This window comes from Pandoraea bronchicola (genome assembly GCF_902459805.1).
Lineage (GTDB): Bacteria > Pseudomonadota > Gammaproteobacteria > Burkholderiales > Burkholderiaceae > Pandoraea > Pandoraea bronchicola.
Genome location: NZ_CABPST010000013.1, coordinates 125219 through 144845 on the forward strand (window position 1 = coordinate 125219; position 19627 = coordinate 144845).

The 19627-nt window shown below is 62.7% G+C and carries 18 protein-coding genes; 7 read left to right on the forward strand and 11 right to left on the reverse strand.

Annotated features, from left to right (window positions below; all coding sequences use genetic code 11):
- Positions 1 to 2: 2 nt before the first annotated feature.
- Positions 3 to 752, forward strand: coding sequence for a Qat anti-phage system TatD family nuclease QatD (gene qatD / locus PBR20603_RS20400; RefSeq protein ID WP_150561273.1), 750 nt, complete (start codon positions 3 to 5; stop codon positions 750 to 752).
- A gap of 69 nt (positions 753 to 821) precedes the next feature.
- Positions 822 to 1931 (forward strand): hypothetical protein, encoded by a 1110-nt coding sequence (locus tag PBR20603_RS20405; RefSeq protein WP_150561274.1) that lies wholly within the window; start codon positions 822 to 824, stop codon positions 1929 to 1931.
- A gap of 25 nt (positions 1932 to 1956) precedes the next feature.
- Here the strand turns inward: PBR20603_RS20405 and PBR20603_RS24405 are convergent, their stop codons facing one another.
- From PBR20603_RS24405 to ypfJ, 4 genes are all read right to left on the reverse strand, one after another.
- Positions 1957 to 2640, reverse strand: a complete 684-nt coding sequence (locus PBR20603_RS24405; protein ID WP_246174880.1) for a tyrosine-type recombinase/integrase — start codon at positions 2638 to 2640, stop codon at positions 1957 to 1959.
- Between the two features lie 12 nt (positions 2641 to 2652).
- Complete coding sequence (locus PBR20603_RS24410; RefSeq protein WP_246174881.1) at positions 2653 to 3141, reverse strand: tyrosine-type recombinase/integrase; 489 nt, start codon at positions 3139 to 3141, stop codon at positions 2653 to 2655.
- Positions 3142 to 3359: 218 nt separating this feature from the next.
- Positions 3360 to 4454 (reverse strand): redox-regulated ATPase YchF, encoded by a 1095-nt coding sequence (gene ychF / locus PBR20603_RS20415; protein WP_150561275.1) that lies wholly within the window; start codon positions 4452 to 4454, stop codon positions 3360 to 3362.
- Between the two features lie 144 nt (positions 4455 to 4598).
- Positions 4599 to 5468, reverse strand: a complete 870-nt coding sequence (gene ypfJ, locus PBR20603_RS20420; RefSeq protein ID WP_150561276.1) for a KPN_02809 family neutral zinc metallopeptidase — start codon at positions 5466 to 5468, stop codon at positions 4599 to 4601.
- 187 nt (positions 5469 to 5655) lie between these two features.
- On the opposite strand from ypfJ, the gene PBR20603_RS20425 reads away from it, so the two are divergent.
- The 3 genes from PBR20603_RS20425 to PBR20603_RS20435 all read left to right on the forward strand — a co-directional run bounded on the left by PBR20603_RS20425 (position 5656) and on the right by PBR20603_RS20435 (position 9558).
- Positions 5656 to 6843 carry a UbiH/UbiF family hydroxylase gene (locus PBR20603_RS20425; protein WP_150561277.1) on the forward strand — a complete coding sequence of 396 codons (1188 nt, stop codon included), beginning with the start codon at positions 5656 to 5658 and terminating at the stop codon, positions 6841 to 6843.
- Positions 6844 to 6930: 87 nt separating this feature from the next.
- Complete coding sequence (locus PBR20603_RS20430; protein WP_150561278.1) at positions 6931 to 7695, forward strand: DsbC family protein; 765 nt, start codon at positions 6931 to 6933, stop codon at positions 7693 to 7695.
- Between the two features lie 66 nt (positions 7696 to 7761).
- Entirely contained in the window at positions 7762 to 9558 is a 1797-nt protein-coding gene (locus PBR20603_RS20435) for a M61 family metallopeptidase (protein ID WP_150561320.1), read from the forward strand.
- A gap of 43 nt (positions 9559 to 9601) precedes the next feature.
- Here the strand turns inward: PBR20603_RS20435 and PBR20603_RS20440 are convergent, their stop codons facing one another.
- A complete protein-coding gene (locus tag PBR20603_RS20440) occupies positions 9602 to 10540 on the reverse strand; it encodes a LysR family transcriptional regulator (RefSeq protein ID WP_150561279.1) in 939 nt (312 codons plus the stop codon).
- A gap of 231 nt (positions 10541 to 10771) precedes the next feature.
- Between PBR20603_RS20440 and PBR20603_RS20445 the strand changes: the two genes are divergently transcribed.
- Entirely contained in the window at positions 10772 to 11371 is a 600-nt protein-coding gene (locus tag PBR20603_RS20445; RefSeq protein ID WP_150561280.1) for an FMN-dependent NADH-azoreductase, read from the forward strand.
- A gap of 56 nt (positions 11372 to 11427) precedes the next feature.
- A complete protein-coding gene (locus tag PBR20603_RS20450) occupies positions 11428 to 12327 on the forward strand; it encodes a pirin-like C-terminal cupin domain-containing protein (protein WP_150561281.1) in 900 nt (299 codons plus the stop codon).
- A 120-nt stretch (positions 12328 to 12447) separates the two neighbouring features.
- On the opposite strand, the gene PBR20603_RS20455 is transcribed toward PBR20603_RS20450, so the two are convergent.
- The 6 genes from PBR20603_RS20455 to PBR20603_RS20480 form a co-directional block, all read right to left on the reverse strand.
- Complete coding sequence (locus tag PBR20603_RS20455; protein WP_150561282.1) at positions 12448 to 14730, reverse strand: TonB-dependent receptor; 2283 nt, start codon at positions 14728 to 14730, stop codon at positions 12448 to 12450.
- A 274-nt stretch (positions 14731 to 15004) separates the two neighbouring features.
- The gene (locus tag PBR20603_RS20460; RefSeq protein WP_150561283.1) at positions 15005 to 15973 is read right to left on the reverse strand and encodes a uracil-DNA glycosylase; all 969 of its coding nucleotides are present in this window, start codon (positions 15971 to 15973) and stop codon (positions 15005 to 15007) included.
- Positions 15974 to 16055: 82 nt separating this feature from the next.
- Positions 16056 to 16751 carry a CYTH domain-containing protein gene (locus tag PBR20603_RS20465; protein WP_150561284.1) on the reverse strand — a complete coding sequence of 232 codons (696 nt, stop codon included), beginning with the start codon at positions 16749 to 16751 and terminating at the stop codon, positions 16056 to 16058.
- Between the two features lie 141 nt (positions 16752 to 16892).
- On the reverse strand, positions 16893 to 17705 hold the full coding sequence (gene trpC, locus PBR20603_RS20470; protein WP_150561285.1) for an indole-3-glycerol phosphate synthase TrpC: 813 nt from the start codon (positions 17703 to 17705) through the stop codon (positions 16893 to 16895).
- Positions 17706 to 17816: 111 nt separating this feature from the next.
- The gene (gene trpD / locus PBR20603_RS20475) at positions 17817 to 18845 is read right to left on the reverse strand and encodes an anthranilate phosphoribosyltransferase (RefSeq protein ID WP_150561286.1); all 1029 of its coding nucleotides are present in this window, start codon (positions 18843 to 18845) and stop codon (positions 17817 to 17819) included.
- A gap of 36 nt (positions 18846 to 18881) precedes the next feature.
- Positions 18882 to 19469 (reverse strand): anthranilate synthase component II, encoded by a 588-nt coding sequence (locus PBR20603_RS20480; RefSeq protein ID WP_150561287.1) that lies wholly within the window; start codon positions 19467 to 19469, stop codon positions 18882 to 18884.
- Between the last annotated feature and the right edge of the window lie 158 nt (positions 19470 to 19627).

A 19627-nucleotide genomic window follows, 5' to 3' on the forward strand; every position in this document is an offset into this window, starting at 1 on the left:
GCATGATCGCTACTGCAGGCCTTGTGGACTTCCATTGCCATCTTGATCTTTATCCGGACCATGCGGCGGCGGTCCAGGATGCTGAGGCGTCCGGCGTGTTCACGCTGGCCGTAACGACGACACCCCGTGCGTGGCCCCGCAATCACGAACTAGCGCAGCGCACAAAGCATGTTCGAGCAGCACTGGGCTTGCACCCCCAACTGGTCGCTGAGCGTGAAAACGAGATCGAGCTGTGGGATCGGTACCTGGCGGAGACACGCTATGTCGGTGAAGTCGGATTGGACGCCGGCCCCCGGTTCTTCAAATCGCTCGATGCGCAAAAGCGTGTGTTCCAGCACGTGTTGCAGCGTTGCGCGCAGGCTGGCGACAAGATCATTACGGTCCACAGCATCAGATCGGCCAAGATGGTTCTCGATCTTGTGGAAGCGCATCTACCGTCAGAGCGAGGGAAGATCGTCCTCCACTGGTTCACCGGAACGAAAAGCGAAGCGAAACGCGCGCTGGATTTAGGCTGCTATTTCTCCATCAATGCAGCAATGCTCGGAAATGAGAGACATGCGTCAATGGTGGAGTGCATCCCATTAGAGCGCATGCTGACCGAAACGGATGGACCTTTTACCCGCACGGGCGAGAGACCTTCTCAGCCAGTTGATGTAGCGCTTGTCGTGAAACTTCTCAGCCAGTTGCGCTGCATGTCCTCAGAGGAAACAGCTAAGGTTATTCGGGATAACTTGCGAACAATTCTTTTGTAATAAGTTCAGCGGCATAGCGTCCCGAAGCCGATTGGCTGGAGGGAAATTGGTATAGGAGCTTTTAACATTATGCCGGAGACGCAGCGCCTATTCGTTACAGAAGGCAGCGTACACCTCTATTCGAGCCTGCCCATCGCCCTTACCCCGGCAGATTTGTACGACGGAAGGAACAATCAGAATTTCAGAGACGCCATCGCTGACTGTAATCTCTATGTCATTGCAACTCGAGAGCGAATACTAATTCAGTCGGAACGAGTATCGTTTGTCGACAATATTCTTCATGGCGATTTTATAGTCAGACGAGAAAACGGCTGGGTGCAAATTCCCTTCTGCTGGGACTTGGTGAAGACATTACAGCGTAGCGGAGACTCTGTGAGAGGCGTTGGGGTCTTGCCATCTGGTACACACCTCATTGTCGAGACACATCGAGGTTCGATGCAGGTGCCAGCGCATGCTGTGATCGCCAATGCCGATTCGCCCCTGAGCTACGAAGACTGTGATCTTGAAGTAGTCTATGTCGGCCAAGGTATTGGAAGATCGCAGCGGCGAACTGCGCTGGATCGACTCCTCAACCACTCTACATTGCAGAGAATCCTCGCCGAGGCGACGACATACCGGCCTGCCTCAGAAGTGTTGCTGTTGCTCTACCGCTTTGAACATCGCCGAGTTTTCATGAGCACAGGAGGAGATCTTCAAGCCGAGCCGCGATCAAGTGTGGAGGAGGAAAGAACGCATCTGGACAACATGCGGGCTTTAACGCTTTCCAGGCATGCACAAGTTGCTTTAGCTGAAGCAGCCTTGATCCGGCATTTCCAGCCGCACTACAACGAGCAGTTGAAGGAAACCAACTTCGCGGCCAGGAAGCGTATTAAGGTCTTGGAGCAATTGCTGCAGAAAGACATTTCGGGAGTGATGGTAGAAGTAGCCTCGGCTAATATCCGCTCTCGCCTTCGCACTGTAAACGCCCCGCCACGTGAGCTTACTGATTTGTTCCCGCCGGAGGCGCTAAGTGGCGAAAGGCTGGAATCGGAAGAAATGCGTCAGCAATGGGCAGAGGATCTGAAACTAATGGCTCATACCCAATATGCCAGCTTCCCATTAACTACGCCAGAAGAGCGGGATACCTTCCTTCATGGAACCATCTGGAACGGCGAAACCGAACGGCGTAAATTCATCTGAGCACTGGGCTTGAGGATATTCGAAATTAATTCCCTGCCTGTGCGGCTGCTTTCCAAATTTCCAGTTTTCCCCCCCAGTCTTGCATCATTACCCGCCGCTCGTCCAGGTAGGTGGCGTGGTTGTATGTGCGCCGGACACTATTCGGCTCCGCATGCGCAAGCTGGGCTTCGATGGCGTCAGGCCGGTAGCCCATCTCACTGAGCCGAGTGCTGCCCGTGGTGCGCGTGCCATGCGGGCTGTATTTGGTCGCCCAGCCGAGCTTCTTGAGCGCCTGCCGCAACGCCGCGTCAGCCATTGGGCGCTGGCGGTCATCGCGGTTCGGGAAAACGAACTTCGTGTGCCCCGTGATCGGATGCATGGCCTTGAGAAGTTCGACCGCCTGAGTCGGTAGCGGAACGATGTGCTCTCGCCGCGCCTTCATCCGGCGTGCAGGAATGGTCCAGAGCGCCTTGTCCAGGTCGAACTCGACCCACTCTGCTTGGACGGATTCGTTCGGGCGGCTGAGCGCCAGCCACATCAGCCGGAAGGCCTTGATGGTCTGGAAGTTGCCGCCATGTCCATCGAAGTCGTTCAGTAGCTGGCCGACCTCCTCCGCGCTGAGGGCTCGTTTGTGTTGCGTCTTGTTGGGTGGCAGCGCTTTGCGAACCGGCCAAACTGGGTCAGTGTCAGCCCGCAGGGTTGCGACCGCATGCTCAAACACGCCAGACATGGTCCGCTTGGCTTAAGCTGCCACCGTTGGTGCACCGCGCTTGACCGTCTTGTTGAGAATGTCGAGGACGTGGGTCGGAGTGATCCGACGTACCGGCAGCTTGCCAATCGACGGGAAGACCACGCGCTCCAGCGTGTCGCGCCGGCGCTTCTTGGTCACTTCCTCCCAGTCCTTCAGAGCCTGCCACTCACTGGCGACGGCCTCGAACGTGTTCGCTGAGTCTTGCTCGCGCTTGATGCGTTCGATCTGGCGGGTCTGGACGGGACTGATGCCCTCCCTGACCAGCTTCCGTGCCGCTTCACACTTCTCTCTGGCCTCGCCGAGCGTCACGTTGGGGCAGTCGCCAAGTGCGAACCACGAAGACTTTTCATTGAGCTTGAACCGATAGCGCCAGTCCTTGATGCCGTTGGGTTTGATTTCTAGGTAGAGCCCCTTGTAGTCATTGAGGCGGTAGATGCCTTCTCTGGGCTTGGCGGCTCGGCACTGGGCGTCTGTCAGCATCGTGAAGCTCTCCTGTTCGTCCTCAGGGCTTCGTCGTATACACCTTCATTGGTCCGGTGCAAGATCCGTATACACGCCCGTGCTCACTTACGTAGCGCTATCAAGTGTCGTTGCATGCAACGAGTTGAAATGAAAAAGCCCCATATTCACGGGGCTCTGCGTGGATTTCAGTGATGCGCCTGCAAGCAGATGCAATCGCGTGAAATGGCTTGATCCAATCAGACGTTAAACAGGAAGTTCATCACGTCGCCGTCGTGCACGACGTATTCCTTGCCTTCGGCGCGCATCTTGCCGGCTTCCTTCGCGCCCTGTTCACCCTTGTACTGGATGTAGTCGTCGAAGGCGATGGTCTGCGCGCGGATGAAGCCGCGCTCGAAATCGGTGTGGATCACGCCGGCGGCCTGCGGGGCGGTGTCGCCCACATGGATCGTCCACGCGCGCACTTCCTTCACGCCAGCGGTGAAGTACGTTTGCAGGCCCAGCAGCTTGAACCCCGCGCGAATCACGCGATCCAGGCCCGGTTCTTCCATGCCCATATCGGCCAGGAATTCCGCCTTGTCGGCGTCTTCCATATCGGCAATTTCCGCTTCGATGGCCGCGCACACGGCCACCACCGGCGCATTTTCCGCTTCGGCGTAATTGCGCACGGCGTCCAGATGCGGGTTGTGCTCGAAGCCGTCGTCCTTCACGTTCGCGACGTACATCGTCGGCTTGGCCGTGATCAGGCAGAATGGTTTGATGAGCGCCTGCTCGTCGTCCGAGAGCTTGAGCGAGCGCACCGGACGCGCTTCGTTGAGCACCGGCACGACCTTCTCGAGCACGGCCACGAGCTTGGCGGCTTCCTTGTCGTTGCCCGACTTGGCGGCCTTCGAATAGCGTTGCAGCGCTTTTTCGACGGTGCCCAGATCGGCCAGCGCCAGTTCGGTGTTGATGACTTCGATATCCGAGATCGGGTTCACCTTGCCCGCCACGTGGATGACGTTCTCATCCTCGAAGCAGCGCACGACGTGCGTGATGGCGTCCGTTTCGCGAATGTTGGCGAGGAACTGGTTGCCCAACCCTTCGCCCTTCGATGCGCCAGCCACCAGACCGGCGATGTCCACGAATTCCACCGTCGCCGGCATGATGCGCTCGGGTTTGACGATCTCGGCCAGCTTGCCCAGACGCGGGTCCGGCACTTCCACCACGCCGACGTTCGGCTCGATGGTGCAGAACGGATAGTTCTCGGCGGCGATGCCCGCTTTGGTCAGTGCGTTGAAAAGGGTCGACTTGCCGACGTTGGGCAAGCCGACGATGCCGCATTTGAGGCTCATGCTAAATCCTGTCTAATCCGATATATGCGCCGTTGCATTCGCCGGTCGTTGCGTCGGTGATTGCGTCGCGGAAAGTCCGCTATTGTACCCGTTCTGCCTCCAACGACGCCCTTAACCCCCCGTGTCCCCGCCCCGGCGCCGAACTCAACTCAATTGCTTGGCCGAGAACGTGTCGCACTTGCGCACGTCACCGTACTGCAGCCCCTGACGCAGCCAGTACACCCGCTGGGCGCTCGTGCCGTGCGTGAACGACTCCGGCACCACGCGGCCCTGCGACTGCTGTTGCAACCGGTCGTCACCAATGGCTGCGGCCGCCTTCAGACCCTGTTCGACGTCGCCCGGCTCCAGCAACTGCTGATTTGCCTTCGCGGCATTGTTCGCCCAGACCCCGGCGAAGCAATCGGCTTGCAACTCCAGACGCACCGACAGTGCATTGGCTTGCGCTTCGCTGGCACGACGGCGAACTTCGTCGAACTTCTCCGAAATGCCCAGCAGATTCTGGATGTGATGACCCACTTCGTGCGCGATGACATAGGCTTGCGCGAAGTCGCCACCGGCGCCGAAGCGCTGCTGCAATTCGTCATAGAACGCCAGATCGATGTAGACCTTGCTGTCGCCCGGGCAGTAGAACGGCCCCATCGCCGTTTGTCCGGTGCCGCAGGCCGTGGGCGTCGCTCCCGAGAACAGCACCAGTTTCGGCGGCACGTACTGACGGTTCAGTTGCTGCGGAAACACGGTTTCCCAGGTGCGCTCGATGTTGCCGAGCACCTTGCGGGTGAAGACCGTCTTCGGATCGTTGGCTGGCGCGGCGTTCGGTGAGGACTGGGGCTGCGACTGCGTCTGTCCCTGAATCATCTGCGAGCCCTGAATGATGACGCGCGGGTCGATCCCGAAGAAGTACGAAGCGGCCAGCGCCACCACGATCGTGCCGATGCCGACGGTGGTGCGTCCGCCGAAACCGCCGCCCCGGCGATCTTCGACGTTCTGGCTTTCGGATTCATTGTCGAGACGCATAAGAGGGCTCCGTGTCGGTAATCGATATGCGCGGAAGTATAGCGCTGGGACATGACACGCGACGCTGCGTCGCAGCGGGCCCCCGGCGGCCGGACGTCGCAGGCGCGGCAGGCGTGCGACAATACGCCATCTCGTTTTCTGAACCAGCCGGCTCGCGCGATTCAGGCGCTGGCGCTGCATTCGCCGCATGTCTCAAACGCAAACCTCCAGCCAAACCCACGATGTCGTCGTCGTCGGTGGCGGTCTGGTCGGCAAGGCTGCCGCCCTGCTGCTCTCGCAGGCTCGCCTGTCCGTCGCACTGCTCGCCCAGCCGGCCGTCGCCTCGCCGGGCGGCGGCGACATGTGGGACGCTCGCATCTACTCGCTGTCTTCCAGCTCGCAAGCGCTGTTCGAGCGCATGCGCGTATGGCAGGCGGTCGACCCCGCGCGCGTGAATCCCGTCTACGACATGGAAGTCTTCGGGGACGAACGCGGCAGCCTTCACTTCTCTGCGTATCAGGCTGCAGTGCCGCAACTCGCCTGGATTGCCGAATCGTCGAATCTTGAGCGCGCGCTCGACGCCGCGCTTCGGTTCTCGCCGCAAGTGCAATGGCTCGACGCCCGCGCCGATGCGCTCGAAGTCGATGCCGCCGCCGCTTCGGTGCGCCTGTCGGACGGCAAGACGCTGCGAGCGTCTCTCGTGGTCGGTGCCGACGGCGCTCACTCGTGGGTGCGCAGCACTGCCGGGCTGGACGGCACCGTGCGCCCCTACGAACAACTCGGCGTGGTGTGCAACTTCCGTGCGGAGCGTGCGCACCGCGACACCGCTTTCCAGTGGTTCCACGACGGCGAAATCATCGCACTGCTGCCGCTGCCCGATCAGCACGTCTCGCTGGTCTGGTCGGCCGCCGTCGATCACGCCAAACACTTGCTTGCCCTCGAGCCTCAAGCGCTGGCCGATCGCGTCGGCACGTTCTCGAACGGTGAACTTGGCCGTCTCACACCAGTCTCAGCGCGGGCCCAGGGCTTTCCGCTCGTGCTCGCTCAGGCCAAGCGCCTGATCGCGCCGCGCGTGGCGCTGGTCGGCGATGCGGCGCACGTGGTGCATCCGCTCGCCGGTCAGGGCATGAACCTCGGGCTGCGCGATGTGGCGGCGCTTGGCGATGCGCTCGCCGGCCGCGAATCGTTCCGCGACTGTGGCGATGCGGCGGTATTGCGTCGCTACGAGCGTGCCCGCAAGGAAGATATCGGCAGCATGGCGCTCACCACGGACGGCTTGCACAAGCTGTTCTCGACGAGCAGCCCGCTCGCAAAATTCGTCCGCAACGCGGGGCTCGACAGCGTGAACATGCTGCCTTTCGTCAAGAAATTCCTGATCGGCCGTGCCCTGGGCTGACCCCTTTGGGCGGCAGTGCCGGCAATTCCGGTGAACACCGGATCTGACCGCCGCGCTGCTGCCTCGACACACTTCTGGAGACATTCGATGTTGCAACGATATCGCGCCGCGGCGCTCGCAGCGTTCGGTCTGGCGGCAGTCTGCGCCGCCACTTTTACGGCGTCCGCCGTTGCGCAGAACAAGGCTGACGCTTCGCTCGACCGGGTGAAGGCGGCCGTGCAGAAAACGCTCGGCGCGGATGCGCCGATCAAGTCGGTGGCGCGCACGCCCATTCCGGGACTCTACGAAGTGTCGATCGGCGGCGAGATCATGTATGCCGACGAGAAAGCCCAATACGTGATTCTTGGCGGCAACCTCGTCGATACGAAGACACGTCAGAACCTGACCGAAGCGCGTCAGTCGGAGCTCAACAAGGTCGACTTCGCCAAGCTGCCGCTCGATCGCGCCATCAAATACGTGAAGGGCAACGGCAGCCGCAAGGTCGCCGTGTTCTCCGACCCGAACTGCCCGTACTGCAAACGCTTCGAAGACACGATCAAGAACTCGAAGCTCGACAACGTCACCGTCTACACCTTCCTTTACCCGGTACTCGGCCCGGACTCGGACGCCAAATCGAAGGCGATCTGGTGTGCCTCCGACCCGCTCAAGGCGTGGCACGACTGGATGCTCGACAAGAAGGCGCCCCCGGCGCCCACCGCCAAGTGCGACGACGGGGCCGTCAAGCAGAACGTGGCGTTCGGCCACCAGTACAACGTGACGGGCACGCCGACGATCATCCTGTCCGACGGCCGCCGTCTGCCGGGCGCCGTGCCTGCCGAAGAACTGGAGAAGGCGCTCGCCACGGTCAAGTAACCGCCTGCCCAGCGCCCGATCTTCCCGACAACAAGAAGCCGCCACGTCATGAAAGCCACGTCTGTCTTGCCCGCCATCCGGTATGCGATCGTTCCGAAGTCGCCCGCCGCCCATCTGTTCGAAGTGACTGTCACGGTCTCGAATCCCGCGCCCGAAGGGCAGCGTTTCACGCTGCCCGCGTGGATTCCGGGCAGCTACATGGTGCGCGAGTTCGCTCGCAATATCGTGACGATCGGGGCGACTTGCCGTGGCCGCAAGGTCGCGCTCGACAAGCTCGACAAGCATACGTGGCAGGCGGCGCCGTGCAAGGGCACGCTGATCGTGACCTATGAGGTATATGCGTGGGATCTGTCGGTGCGTGCTGCGCATCTCGACGACACGCACGGCTTCTTCAACGGCACGAGCGTGTTCCTGCGTGTGGAAGGTCAGGCGCAGGCGCCGTGCGAGGTGGACGTGCTGCGTCCGCGCGGCGCGGCGTTCAAGGCGTGGCGTGTCGCGACTGCACTTGAACCGGCGCAGGGAACGGCCGCGCTCGACTTCGGCCGCTATCTGGCGCTCGACTATGACGAGTTGATCGACTCGCCGGTCGAGATGGGTACGTTCGTGCATGGCACGTTCAAGGCCTGCGGCGTGACGCATGAAGTCGCCATCACCGGACCGGTGCCGAATCTCGATCTGGATCGTCTGTTGCGCGACATGAAGAAGATCTGCGAAGCGCAGATCCGGTTGTTCGAGCCGGGCGCCAGTTCACGCTCGCGTGTGCCGATGTCGCGTTACGTCTTCTTGGTGATGACGGCCGGTGACGGCTACGGTGGTCTGGAGCACCGTGCGTCCACGGCATTGCTCGCCAGCCGCAACGACCTGCCGGTGCAGGGCCAGGCGCGCATGAGCGACGCTTATCGCGGCTTCCTCGGTCTGGTGAGCCACGAGTATTTCCATACGTGGAACGTCAAGCGCATCAAGCCGGCAGTGTTCGCACCGTACAAACTCGATCAGGAGAGCTACACGCGTCTGCTGTGGCTGTTCGAGGGCTTCACGTCGTATTACGACGATCTGATGCTGGTGCGCAGTGGTGTGATTGACGCGGCGGCGTATTACGAGCTTGTCGCCAAGACAGTGGCCAGCGTGCTGCGCGGCAGCGGCCGTCTCAAGCAGACCGTGGCAGAAAGTTCGTTCGATGCTTGGACGAAGTACTACCGTCAGGATGAAAACGCACCGAACGCGATCGTCAGCTATTACACGAAAGGTTCGCTGGTCGCGCTCGCTCTCGATTTGACGATCCGTTCGCAAACCCGTGCACAGAAGTCGCTCGACGACATCATGCGTGCGTTGTGGCAACGTTATGGCCGCGATTTCTATCGCGGCTCGCCCGTGGGCATCGACGAAGACGCGGTGCAGCCGCTCTTTGAAGAGATTTCGGGACTCGATTTATCGGAATTCTTCGCCACGGCGATCAACGGCACGCGTGACTTGCCGCTCGCCGCACTGCTCGAGCGCGTTGGCCTCACGCTGGCACCGGTGACGCCGGAGGATGGCCGTCCTGCACTGGGCGCGAAGACCGCCAAGCGCGGTGACGATCTCACGCTCGCTCAGGTGCTCGACGGCGGGGCAGCGCAAGCCGCAGGGCTGTCGGCGGGCGATGCGCTCGTCGCCATCGACGGGCTTCGCGTGACGCCGGGCAACATCGACAAGCTGCTGGAACGGTATCGCCCGGGCGACCGGGTGACGGTTCACGCCTTCCGGCGCGATGAACTGCGCGAGACTGCGCTCACACTCGACACGCCGGAGATCTCGCAGTACCGCATCGCCGAGACGCGGGACCGCGCCGCCGCACAGCGCCGCGAGAAATGGCTGTCGGCCTGACGCGTACGATCACTTCGTGTGTGCCGCGCCGCGTGCGCGAGGTTTAACCTTCTACCGGGCCCGGCACTGCCGGGTCGCGGTTCTCTTCCGGACACGATCTCGCGACCGCGAGCATATGCTCGATGAAAACCTGCGTCTTGCGCGGGAGAAAGCGTCGCGACGGCGTGACCAGATGCACCGGGCTTGCCGGTAACGACCACTCCGGCAGTACTTTCACGAGACGGCCCGTGCGCAATGCGTCCTCGGCCAGAATGTCCGTGAGCGCTGCGATGCCGCTGCCGGCCAGCGCCATCTCCTTGACCATCCCCATGCTGTTGACCTGAATCGCGCCGTGCATGGTGATGTCCGCGCGTTGGCGGCCCCTGTGCAGGGTGTCCGAGTTGAACAGACGGCGTGCGCCTTGCAGGATCACGAAACGATGTCCCGCCAGTTCGTCGGGCGAGGCAGGCAGGCCCGTAGCGCTCAGGTATAGCGGGCTCGCATACAGACTGCGCGTGAGCATGAGCAGTGGCCGCGCCACGAGTGTGGAATCGGAGAGTTGCCCGGCACGAATGGCGACGTCGATACGCTCGGCAATCAGATCGACCTGACGTGAACTCAGATCGACATCCACGGTGATCTCGGGATAGGCGGCGCAGAAGGTCGCGAGCGGAACCGCCAGCCACTGCGCGGCGAAGTCGCCTGGCGCGGTAATTCGCAGACGTCCGCGCGGCTTGCTCGAGAGCTGCGAGGCGAAGTCTCGCGTCTCTTCCACCTCTTCGAGAATCGGCAGGCAACGCTCGTAGTACGCCTCGCCCACCTCGGTCAGTTCAAGGCGGCGCGTGGTCTTGTGCAGCAGCTTCGTGCCAAGACGTGCCTCGAGCCGCGACAGGCGCCGGCTCACCGTCGCCTTGGGCAGATCGAGCCGCTCGCCAGCACGTGTGATGCTGCCCGAACGCACGACCTCCGCGAAGATCAGCATGTCATTCAGATCGTCAATCATCGCGCGCGCTCCTCGCTCCTGGTGAATGCGGTCATCTGGCGGGCCATCCGGCAAGGAAAATGGATCGACAGGGATTGTTCCAAAAAGGGAACAAACAATTCGATTTTACCGGCTTGTTTCATTTTTGGGGGTAACTAGAATTCATCTCAAGCCGGCGCACCATTCACGGCATTCCCGAGATCGGGGCCGGTGCGCACGGATTATCGAACCCCAGGCTCAGGAGCCACTGAAATGACCACGATTCTGCAAATCAATTCCGCCGCCCGCTCGCAAGGCGCTAACTCGACCACGCTCGCTAACGAATCGGTGGCGCAACTGGTCGCGAAGCACCCCGGTGCCAAGGTCGTTGTGCGTGACCTGCTGACTGACGGCGTGCCGCATCTGGACGAAGCCGTGATCGGCGCATTTTTCACGCCGGAAGATCAGCGCTCGGCCGAACAGAAGGCCATCATCGCGCGCAGCGACGAGCTGATCGCCGAAATTCAGGCCGCCGACTATGTGGTGTTCGGTGTGCCGCTGTACAACTTCCAGGTGCCGACGCAACTCAAGGCGTACTTCGACTGGATCGCTCGTGCCCGCGTGACCTTCCGTTACCGTGAAGACGGCAGCGTGGAAGGCCTGATTCAGGGCAAGAAGGTGATCGTGGCGTTTGCACGCGGCGGCAACTACAAGGACACGCCGGCTGACAGCCAGACGCCGTACCTCAAGACGATTCTTGGCTTCCTCGGCATGACGGACGTGACGTTCATCTTCGCCGAAGGGCTGGCACGTGGTCCGGAGTCGGCCGCGGCCGGCTTCGCGAACGCTCGCGAAGCCATCGCTGCGCTCTGAGCCTTCGGGCCGACGCCGTCACTTACCGCTGTCCCCCGCACGCGCAGGTCTTCTCAATGGCAAATCCGGCGCCCTTGCATCCGCGTCAGACAAAGCGTCAGGCCGCCCATGCCGACGCGAGCGCCACGCCGCGCGTGCTTCCCGTCTCCCGTCCCGGCCGATGTGCGGCCGCAGCGGGGGCGGGTGTTTTCGATCAGGTCGACGAGACGGACCCGTTTCTGTCGATCGACATCTTCCGCCGCCACGGCGCTTGCATACCGCCGCATCCGCATGCGGGATGTGGGGTGGCAACCTACCTGTTCCCTGAATCGGCGACCTCGTTGCGCTGCCGTCACGCCCATGGCGGCGACGATGCGGTGCGTCCCGGCGATTTGCTCTGGCTGGAAGCCAACTGCGGCACGGTGCATGAAGATGTTCCCGATGACGCTCGCGCCACGGTGCGCGGCGTACGGATGATCGTCAATCGTGCGGGGCGTCACGCACACGGTGCCCCCGGGCAGACCGTGGTCCGTGCGGACGCCATGCCACGCTGGTGCGAAGGCGCTGTCGATCTGACGCTGGTCTGCGGCCAATGGGGCGAGCGTGTGGTGGCGCGTGCGGAAGGTGAGCGCACCACGTTGTTGCAGCTCGATTGGCGCGACGATGAATTGCGCACGCTGAACATTCCGTGCGATGGCCGTCGTTGGATGGCGCTGATTGCGCAGGGCGAGGCGGCGCTTGCCGGTCACGCGTTGCGCGCGGAGGGGGGCGGGGCGCAGGCCTTGCTTCTGCCGCCCGGCGTATGGCAACTGGCCGGGCGCAGCGGTGCCCGCCTGATGCTCGCGGGTGGCGAGCCGCTCGGCGAACCTGTGGTCTATCGCGGCAACTTCGCTGCGCGTGACGAAAGCGATCTCGTCACACTCACGCGTCGTTATCAGCAGGGCTCGATGGGCACACTGTCACCCATCACGGAGTAACGCCGTCGTTCGCAAGCCGATTGCGAATGCGGCCGACCTTGGTCGCTGCGAGAGAGGGAAAGCAAAACGGGGATCCGGGCATGGTGCCCGTATCCCCGTTTCCGGTTTACCGAAGGGCGATCACTGATGGAAGTTCAGCGTCAGCATGGCGGTGCGGCCCGGGGCCCACGTGGCGTAGATCGGGTAGGCGCTCGAGTAATACTTCTTGTCGAAGATGTTCTGCACGTTCAGTTGCAGATCGACGGCGCGCGATACGCGGTACGTCGCCATGGCATCGAAGCGTGCATAACCGGGGGTCCACTTGCGCGTGGTGGACGATACCGACGCGTAGGTGAGGCTCGAGAGCGTCATGCCCGCGCCGAGCGTGAATTTCGGCATCACTTCGTAGTCGGTCCACAGCGTGAGGTTGTGCTTGGGCACCATCACCATCGGCAGACCATTCGAGCCCGGGGCGGCGCCCGGGCCGGCGTCGGTCGTGATCGCGTTCAGATAGGAATAGCCGCCGAACACGCGCCAGTGGTTCGTCAGGCTGCCAGCCCAGCCGAGTTCGGCACCGCGCACGCGCTGGCTGCCCGCGTTGATCGTGCCGCCGAGGCCATCCGAGACGCGCGCATTCGTCTTGTCCGTCTGGAACAGCGCGGCGGTGAGTGACAGGCGCTGATCGATGACATCCCACTTCGCACCGACTTCGATGTTGCGGCTGCGTTCTGGCGCAAGGTTCTTGTTCGTCGTGGTGAGCTGGTCGGTACCGCCACCCAGGCCGCTGTTCGCCCCCGGCGGGTTGGCCGACGTGCCGTACGACGCATACAGGCTTAGCGACGGCAGCACCTTGTAGATCACGCCCAACTGGAAGCTGAACAGATTCGAGATGTTCTTCAGGTCGGGCGCACCCGCTTGCACGGCGTGTACGTCGAAGCGATCGAAGCGTGCGCCGGCGTTGATCAGCCAGCGATCCGAGAGCTTTACGCTGTCGAACAGGTAGGCTGACGCGACGTCGGTGCGCGTGTTGGTCGCAGCGCCCGGGAAGCTCTTGTCGCCGTTGAGCACGAGGCTGCCGGTCCAGGGGTTGTCCGGATTCCAGTTGCCGATGGTCGTGCAGTTGTAAGCCACCGAGCACGGACCGCCCGAGCGGATGTTGTTGCCCGCGCTGTCGGCAACGAGATAGCCCTCGTAGCGGGTTTGCTCGTTACTGAATTCGACGCCACCGGTGAGCGTGTGCTCGAAGCCAAACAGCGTGGCCTTGCCCGTGAGTTCGGTCTGGTTGGCGATACTGTTGGTCGCGTACTTCCCGCTCTTGGCTTGCAGCGAAATGATGTTCGATGCGGCCGACTGGAACTGCGGGTTCGTGGCGACGTAATCGAGCGTGGAGCGGCCGACCATCGTGGTGTTCTTGATCTTCCACGTATCGTTGATCCGGTGTTCGACCTTGATTTCGCCGGTGTCGGTCTGGCCACGGCGATAGTCGCGAGTATTCAGGCCGTAGAACTGATTGCGCTGGAAGCCCCCGTCCGGCGTGCCGCCTGCCGAGCGGAACGGCGCGCTGAAGTCCGGCATGTCGTACGAGTTCAGGTGGTAGTAGCTCACCGTCACGGTGGTCGGGCTGTTCAGGCCGAACGCCACCGACGGCGCCACGCCCCAGCGCTTGCTGTAGACGTTGCTGCGGCCGGCCTGATCGGCGTCGTGGCCCATTACGTTCAGGCGCACGGCCGTCTGATCGTTGACCTGACGGTTCACGTCCATCGTCAGACGTTTGTAGCTGTTGGTGCCGAGGCCGAGGCTCGCGTTGGTGAAGTCTTCCAGACGCGGGGTCTTGGTCGTGATGTCGATGCTGCCACCGACGGCGCCGCGTCCGGCATAGACCGAATCCGGGCCCTTGATGACGCTGATGTTCTCGATGTCGAACGTCTCGCGATTCTGCACGCCGGAATCGCGCATGCCGTCGACGAAGATCGAGTTGCGCGATTCGAAGCCACGAATGACCGGACGGTCTGCCGACGGGTTCGCGGCGGCGTCGCCACCGATGAAGGTGATGCCGGGCACGATCTTGAGCGCGTCGGCGAACGTCGTGGCGTTCGTCTGCTTGATCAGTTCTTCCGGAATGACCGTGATCGAACGCGGCGTGTCACGCAGTGGGGCGACGAACTTGTAAGACGGCAGCGTCTTCGTCTGCATAGGCGATGGCACCGCATTGTCGTTGACCTGCGTGGTCGGCAGGGTGACGGCGGACGTGGCGGACGTGGCAGACGTCTGCCCGTTGGCCGGCGAATTTGACGAATCCGGCGACGCGGCCGGGACCGGCTGTGCCGTTTGTGCGTGAGCGCTCAGGGTGGTGACGCTGCCGGCGACGACAAGGGCGCAGGCGGAGGCGAGCAGACGCTGGCGCGTCTGGAAAGCGGTGGACATACGTGTGTTCCGGCAGTGGCGTCACCGTCGGACACTTCGCAGGCCGGGCAACGCACGGTTATCGTTTTTGATAATGAGACGGATTCTCATTACGGGCCGGAAGTGTAATATTTCGGAACATTTCTGTAAACGCTAATCACGTATATCGCGCCGTCAATCTCGTCATGTGAAAAATGACACGTGGCAAACGTGATCGCTGGAACGATCGCGTTCGTCACGTCGAGTGCGGGCAGGAAAGGGGGGAGGCAAGACGCGGGGCGGCTCCCGCGCCGGCTCAGTCCGGCAATCGCCAGTTGATGGGCGTCTTGCCGTGTTGCTCGAGGAAGGCGTTGGCGGCGCTGAAGTGGCCGCAGCCGAGAAAACCGCGATGTGCCGAGAGCGGCGATGGGTGTGGGGCTTCGAGAAGCCGATGGCCGTGACCGGCGAGCAGTGGCGCTTTCGCCTGCGCGTGGCTTCCCCACAGCAGAAAGACCAGCGGCCCTGGCTGCGCGGCGAGACCAGAGAGCAGCGTGTCGGTGCAGGCTTGCCATCCGCCTGTCTTGAACGGCTTCGCATGACTTGCCGCGTTGGCGGCTTCCACGGTCAGCGTGGTGTTGAGCAGCAGCACACCCTGTTTCGCCCAGGCGTCGAGATTGCCATGCGACGGTGGGGGGAACCCGAGATCGCGCTCGATTTCCTTGTAGATGTTGCGCAGCGACGGCGGCACGCGCACGCCCCGTTGTACGGAAAACGCCAAGCCGTGTGCCTGCGCGATGCCGTGGTCGTCGCCGTGATAGGGATCTTGCCCGAGGATGACGACCTTGACGTCCTCGGGTGACGTCATGCGAAGCGCGTGGAAGATGTCCGCCGGATAGACGGTCTTGCCGGCAGCGACTTCGGCGTCGACGAAACGGCACAGCGCCGGGTAAGCCGCGCTCTCGACGAACGGCGAAACCAGTGCCTTCCAGTCGTTGGGCAAGGCGTCGAACTGATCTTCGATGCGGCCTTTGAGCGGGCCCGCGACATTGGCGTTGTCCGGGCCGGGTTCGGCGGCGGCAGGCAAAGGCTTCGATACGGGCGTCGAAGGCGTGGCCGACTTCGGTGGACGACCGCGTCGGCGCGCGGGCGGCGCTGCCGCCGCAGAAGGGGTTTGCGGCGGCACGATCGTGTCGGGCGCGTTGGCCGTCGGCGCTGGCTCGTCGAACAGCGAACCTTGCCGTTCATCGGTTTTCGCCGGGGATGCGGCGCGTGAGCGTGATGTCATGCGATAAGTCTGTCGAATGGGGCGAAGGGGCGAAGGGGCGTGCGCTGGAAACGCAGTGACGCCGGGTATCCAGGTGAAGCGATCAGAGACCGAGCACCTTTTGCCGCAGACGATAGCCGCGCTGCGCCTTGCTCACGTTGTCGCTGTGCAGTTCGGGCAGCCACTGGCGCAAGTCCTGCGCGAGTGCGTGGAGAACGCGCTCCCCCTGGCCTTCGCGGTCGTCGTCTGGCGCATCGAGCAATTCCAGTTCGACTTCGACGAGCGGTGCCGTGTGACGCTTGCCGCCGGCCTCGACGGCGACTTCGCCGCGGTCGAAAGCAATCTCCACTGCCGTGCCGTCACCCGCGATATAGCGCCATAGGCGTCGCACGAAATTCGTCTCGAACTGTGCGACGACATTCGCACCTTCGGCACGCAGCAGATCAGCGGTGGCGGGCACGTCGCAAGCCGCGATCAACTTCGGGAGTTCGAGGGCTTCGCCTTGCACGGCCTGCTCCCACTCGTGACGCACATGCAGTCCGTCGTGTGCTTCGCCGACCGACTTGAGCGTTTGCAGCCATTGTCCGGCGTGGCCGTCGCGTGCCACGAAGCGTAGTCGCAAAGCTGCCTTGGCGTTAGCGAGGGCGAGCGAGGGCGTGTCGAAATAGCGATTGACGAGATGGCGTTCGCCGCGGGCATCGGCACCGGGCAAGCGGTCGAGGTGGGAAATCAGCGCGTCGGCACGTGCGGCGGGCAGGTCGCCGGGAAGGGCAAGTTTGAGTTCGCGTTCGATGGCCATCGGGCCGCTCCTGTGAGGGGGATGCCGTGCGCGCCGTGCGTCCCAGCACCGTGCAGGTACGATGCGCCTCGCCAGACATCAGGCGGCGTCCCGGGGCGGGCCGCCGTGCCATCGATGGCTTCTGTGACGTGCGATAGCGCGTCAGCGCGGCATGTCGAACAGCGTGGCGAGTGCATCGCCCGGCTCGGGCGCGCGCATGAAGGCTTCGCCGACGAGAAAGGCATTGACGTTGGCCGCGCGCATGCGCGTCACGTCATCACGCGACAGGATACCCGACTCCGTGACGACCAGACGATCGTCCGGAATGTGTTTGAGCAGGCCCAGCGTCGTGTCGAGCGACACTTCGAAGTTGTGCAGGTTGCGATTGTTGATGCCCAGCAGCGGCGTGCTCAGTTCGAGCCCGGCGTCCAGCTCGCGGCCGTTGTGGACTTCGACGAGCACAGCCATGCCCAGTTCGTGGGCTTGGGCCTCGAGTTCGCGCATATGGGCCAGTTCCAGAGCAGCGGCGATGAGCAGGATGCAGTCGGCGCCCATTTCACGCGCCTCGTAGACCTGATAGGCGTCGATCATGAAATCCTTGCGCAGCACGGGCAGATCGCAGGCGGCACGCGCCGCCTTCAGATACTCGGGCGAGCCTTGAAAAAATTGCACGTCGGTCAGTACCGACAGACAGGCGGCGCCGCCTTGCTGATACGACTCGGCGATTTGCGGGGGGACGAAGTTCTCGCGAATCACGCCCTTCGACGGGCTGGCCTTCTTGATTTCGGCGATCACGCCGGGCAGACCGTTGTCGATCTTCGTGCGCATCGCGCCTACGAAATCGCGCGTGCGCAATGCGCTGTCGCCGACGGTGGCTTCGGCATCGCGGCGCAGGCTCGCCAGGTCACGCACGCGCTTCGCGGCGGCGACTTCTTCGGCCTTCACGGCCAGGATCTTGTCGAGAACGGTAGACATATCGATAGATGATTCCGGGGCAACTGAAAGGGGCGGGCTTTCTCGGGAAATCGCGCCGAAAGGAAGGCGCAAACGCGGCCGAAAACCGGCCCGCCGTGAGCGTGTCGAACGTTAGGCCTTGAATCGCTGCGTAAAAGCAACGAATTCATTGAGCTTGCCGCGCGCCGCGCCGCTGGCGATCGATTCGCGTGCCATCTCGATGCCGTCGCCGATCGATGCCGCGCGGTTGGCAGCATACAGGGCGGTACCGGCGTTGAGCGTCACGATCTCGCGGGCGGTGCCTGCCTTGTTCTCGAGCGCTTCGATCAGCATCGTCTTCGATTCCTCGGCGCTGCCGACTTTCAGGCTGCGATTGCTCACCATCTGCAGACCGAAGTCTTCCGGATGAATTTCGTATTCGGTGACCTTGCCGTCCTTGAGCTCGCCCACCAGCGTGGCGGCGCCGAGCGACACTTCGTCCATGCCGTCTTTACCGTAGACCACGAGCACGTGTTCGGCGCCCAGACGCTGCATCACGCGCACCTGAATGCCGACCAGATCGGGGTGGAACACGCCCATCAACTGGTTCGGCGCACCGGCAGGGTTCGTGAGCGGGCCGAGAATGTTGAAGATCGTGCGCACGCCCATTTCCTTGCGGATCGCGGCGACGTTCTTCATGGCGGGGTGATGATTCGGCGCAAACATGAAGCCGATGCCAACGTCGCGCAGGCACTCGGCCACCTGTTCGGGCGAGAGCATGATGTTCACGCCGAGCGCTTCGAGCACGTCGGCGCTGCCCGACTTGGAACTCACGCCACGGTTGCCGTGCTTGGCAACCTTCGCGCCTGCGCCGGCGGCGACGAACATCGAGGCGGTCGAAATATTGAACGTATGCGACACGTCGCCGCCCGTGCCTACGATATCGACGAAATGCTCATCGGCCGGGGCATCGACGTGATTCGCGAACTCGCGCATCACCTGTGCGGCGGCGGCGATCTCGCCGATGGTTTCCTTCTTCACGCGCAGGCCGGTGATGATGGCGGCGGACATGACCGGCGAAATCTCGCCTTTCATGATGAGACGCATCAGGTGCAGCATCTCGTCGTGGAAGATTTCACGGTGTTCGATGGTGCGCTGCAGGGCTTCTTGCGGGGTAATCATCGTTTCTCTCTCTTCTGGCGGATCGTCTCGGGTGGCTCAGGCGGCTTGCGCCACGCGCGGGGCAGCTTGCAGGAAGTTGCGCAGCACGGCGTGGCCATGCTCCGACAGAATCGACTCGGGGTGGAACTGCACGCCTTCGACGTCGAGCGTCTTGTGACGCACGCCCATGATTTCGCCGTCGTCCGTCCACGCGGTGATTTCGAGGCACTCGGGCAGCGATGCGCGCTCGATGGCCAGCGAGTGATAGCGCGTGACGGTAAATCGCTTGGGCAGATTCGCGAACACGCCTTGCTGGGTGGTTTCGATCTCGCTCACCTTGCCGTGCATGATTTGCTGGGCGCGCACGACCTTGCCGCCGAAGGCTTCGCCGATCGCCTGATGGCCGAGGCAGACGCCGAGAATCGGAATCTCGCCGGAGAAGCGCTTGAGCACGTCGAGCGTGATGCCTGCGTTGGCCGGGCAGCTTGGGCCGGGCGAGAGGCAGATGCGCTCGGGGGCGAGTTCGGCGATCGTGTCGAGGGTGATTTCGTCGTTGCGAAAGACCCGCACGTCTTCGCCCAATTCACCGAGGTACTGGACGATGTTGTAGGTAAACGAGTCGTAGTTGTCGATCATCAGCAGCATGATGGTCCCTGTTCGTCTGGTGACAAAGGATTGTCGAACGCATGAGATTTGCGAATTCCCCCTGAGCGTGCCCCCACATTGAGTTCGCGATCCGCGGGGGAGGGCGCTATGGGGATGAGATAGACGTGGCGGGTTACCGCCACCAGCGCAGGGCAGCG

What these genes read in the sequence shown, in the direction of transcription:
- qatD (WP_150561273.1), top strand. Translation starts at nt 3, where the DNA reads ATGATCGCTACTGCAGGCCTTGTGGACTTCCATTGCCATCTTGATCTT.
- PBR20603_RS20405 (WP_150561274.1), top strand. Translation starts at nt 822, where the DNA reads ATGCCGGAGACGCAGCGCCTATTCGTTACAGAAGGCAGCGTACACCTC.
- PBR20603_RS24405 (WP_246174880.1), bottom strand. Translation starts at nt 2,640, where the DNA reads ATGTCTGGCGTGTTTGAGCATGCGGTCGCAACCCTGCGGGCTGACACT.
- PBR20603_RS24410 (WP_246174881.1), bottom strand. Translation starts at nt 3,141, where the DNA reads ATGCTGACAGACGCCCAGTGCCGAGCCGCCAAGCCCAGAGAAGGCATC.
- ychF (WP_150561275.1), bottom strand. Translation starts at nt 4,454, where the DNA reads ATGAGCCTCAAATGCGGCATCGTCGGCTTGCCCAACGTCGGCAAGTCG.
- ypfJ (WP_150561276.1), bottom strand. Translation starts at nt 5,468, where the DNA reads ATGCGTCTCGACAATGAATCCGAAAGCCAGAACGTCGAAGATCGCCGG.
- PBR20603_RS20425 (WP_150561277.1), top strand. Translation starts at nt 5,656, where the DNA reads ATGTCTCAAACGCAAACCTCCAGCCAAACCCACGATGTCGTCGTCGTC.
- PBR20603_RS20430 (WP_150561278.1), top strand. Translation starts at nt 6,931, where the DNA reads ATGTTGCAACGATATCGCGCCGCGGCGCTCGCAGCGTTCGGTCTGGCG.
- PBR20603_RS20440 (WP_150561279.1), bottom strand. Translation starts at nt 10,540, where the DNA reads ATGATTGACGATCTGAATGACATGCTGATCTTCGCGGAGGTCGTGCGT.
- PBR20603_RS20445 (WP_150561280.1), top strand. Translation starts at nt 10,772, where the DNA reads ATGACCACGATTCTGCAAATCAATTCCGCCGCCCGCTCGCAAGGCGCT.
- PBR20603_RS20450 (WP_150561281.1), top strand. Translation starts at nt 11,428, where the DNA reads ATGGCAAATCCGGCGCCCTTGCATCCGCGTCAGACAAAGCGTCAGGCC.
- PBR20603_RS20455 (WP_150561282.1), bottom strand. Translation starts at nt 14,730, where the DNA reads ATGTCCACCGCTTTCCAGACGCGCCAGCGTCTGCTCGCCTCCGCCTGC.
- PBR20603_RS20460 (WP_150561283.1), bottom strand. Translation starts at nt 15,973, where the DNA reads ATGACATCACGCTCACGCGCCGCATCCCCGGCGAAAACCGATGAACGG.
- PBR20603_RS20465 (WP_150561284.1), bottom strand. Translation starts at nt 16,751, where the DNA reads ATGGCCATCGAACGCGAACTCAAACTTGCCCTTCCCGGCGACCTGCCC.
- trpC (WP_150561285.1), bottom strand. Translation starts at nt 17,705, where the DNA reads ATGTCTACCGTTCTCGACAAGATCCTGGCCGTGAAGGCCGAAGAAGTC.
- trpD (WP_150561286.1), bottom strand. Translation starts at nt 18,845, where the DNA reads ATGATTACCCCGCAAGAAGCCCTGCAGCGCACCATCGAACACCGTGAA.
- PBR20603_RS20480 (WP_150561287.1), bottom strand. Translation starts at nt 19,469, where the DNA reads ATGCTGCTGATGATCGACAACTACGACTCGTTTACCTACAACATCGTC.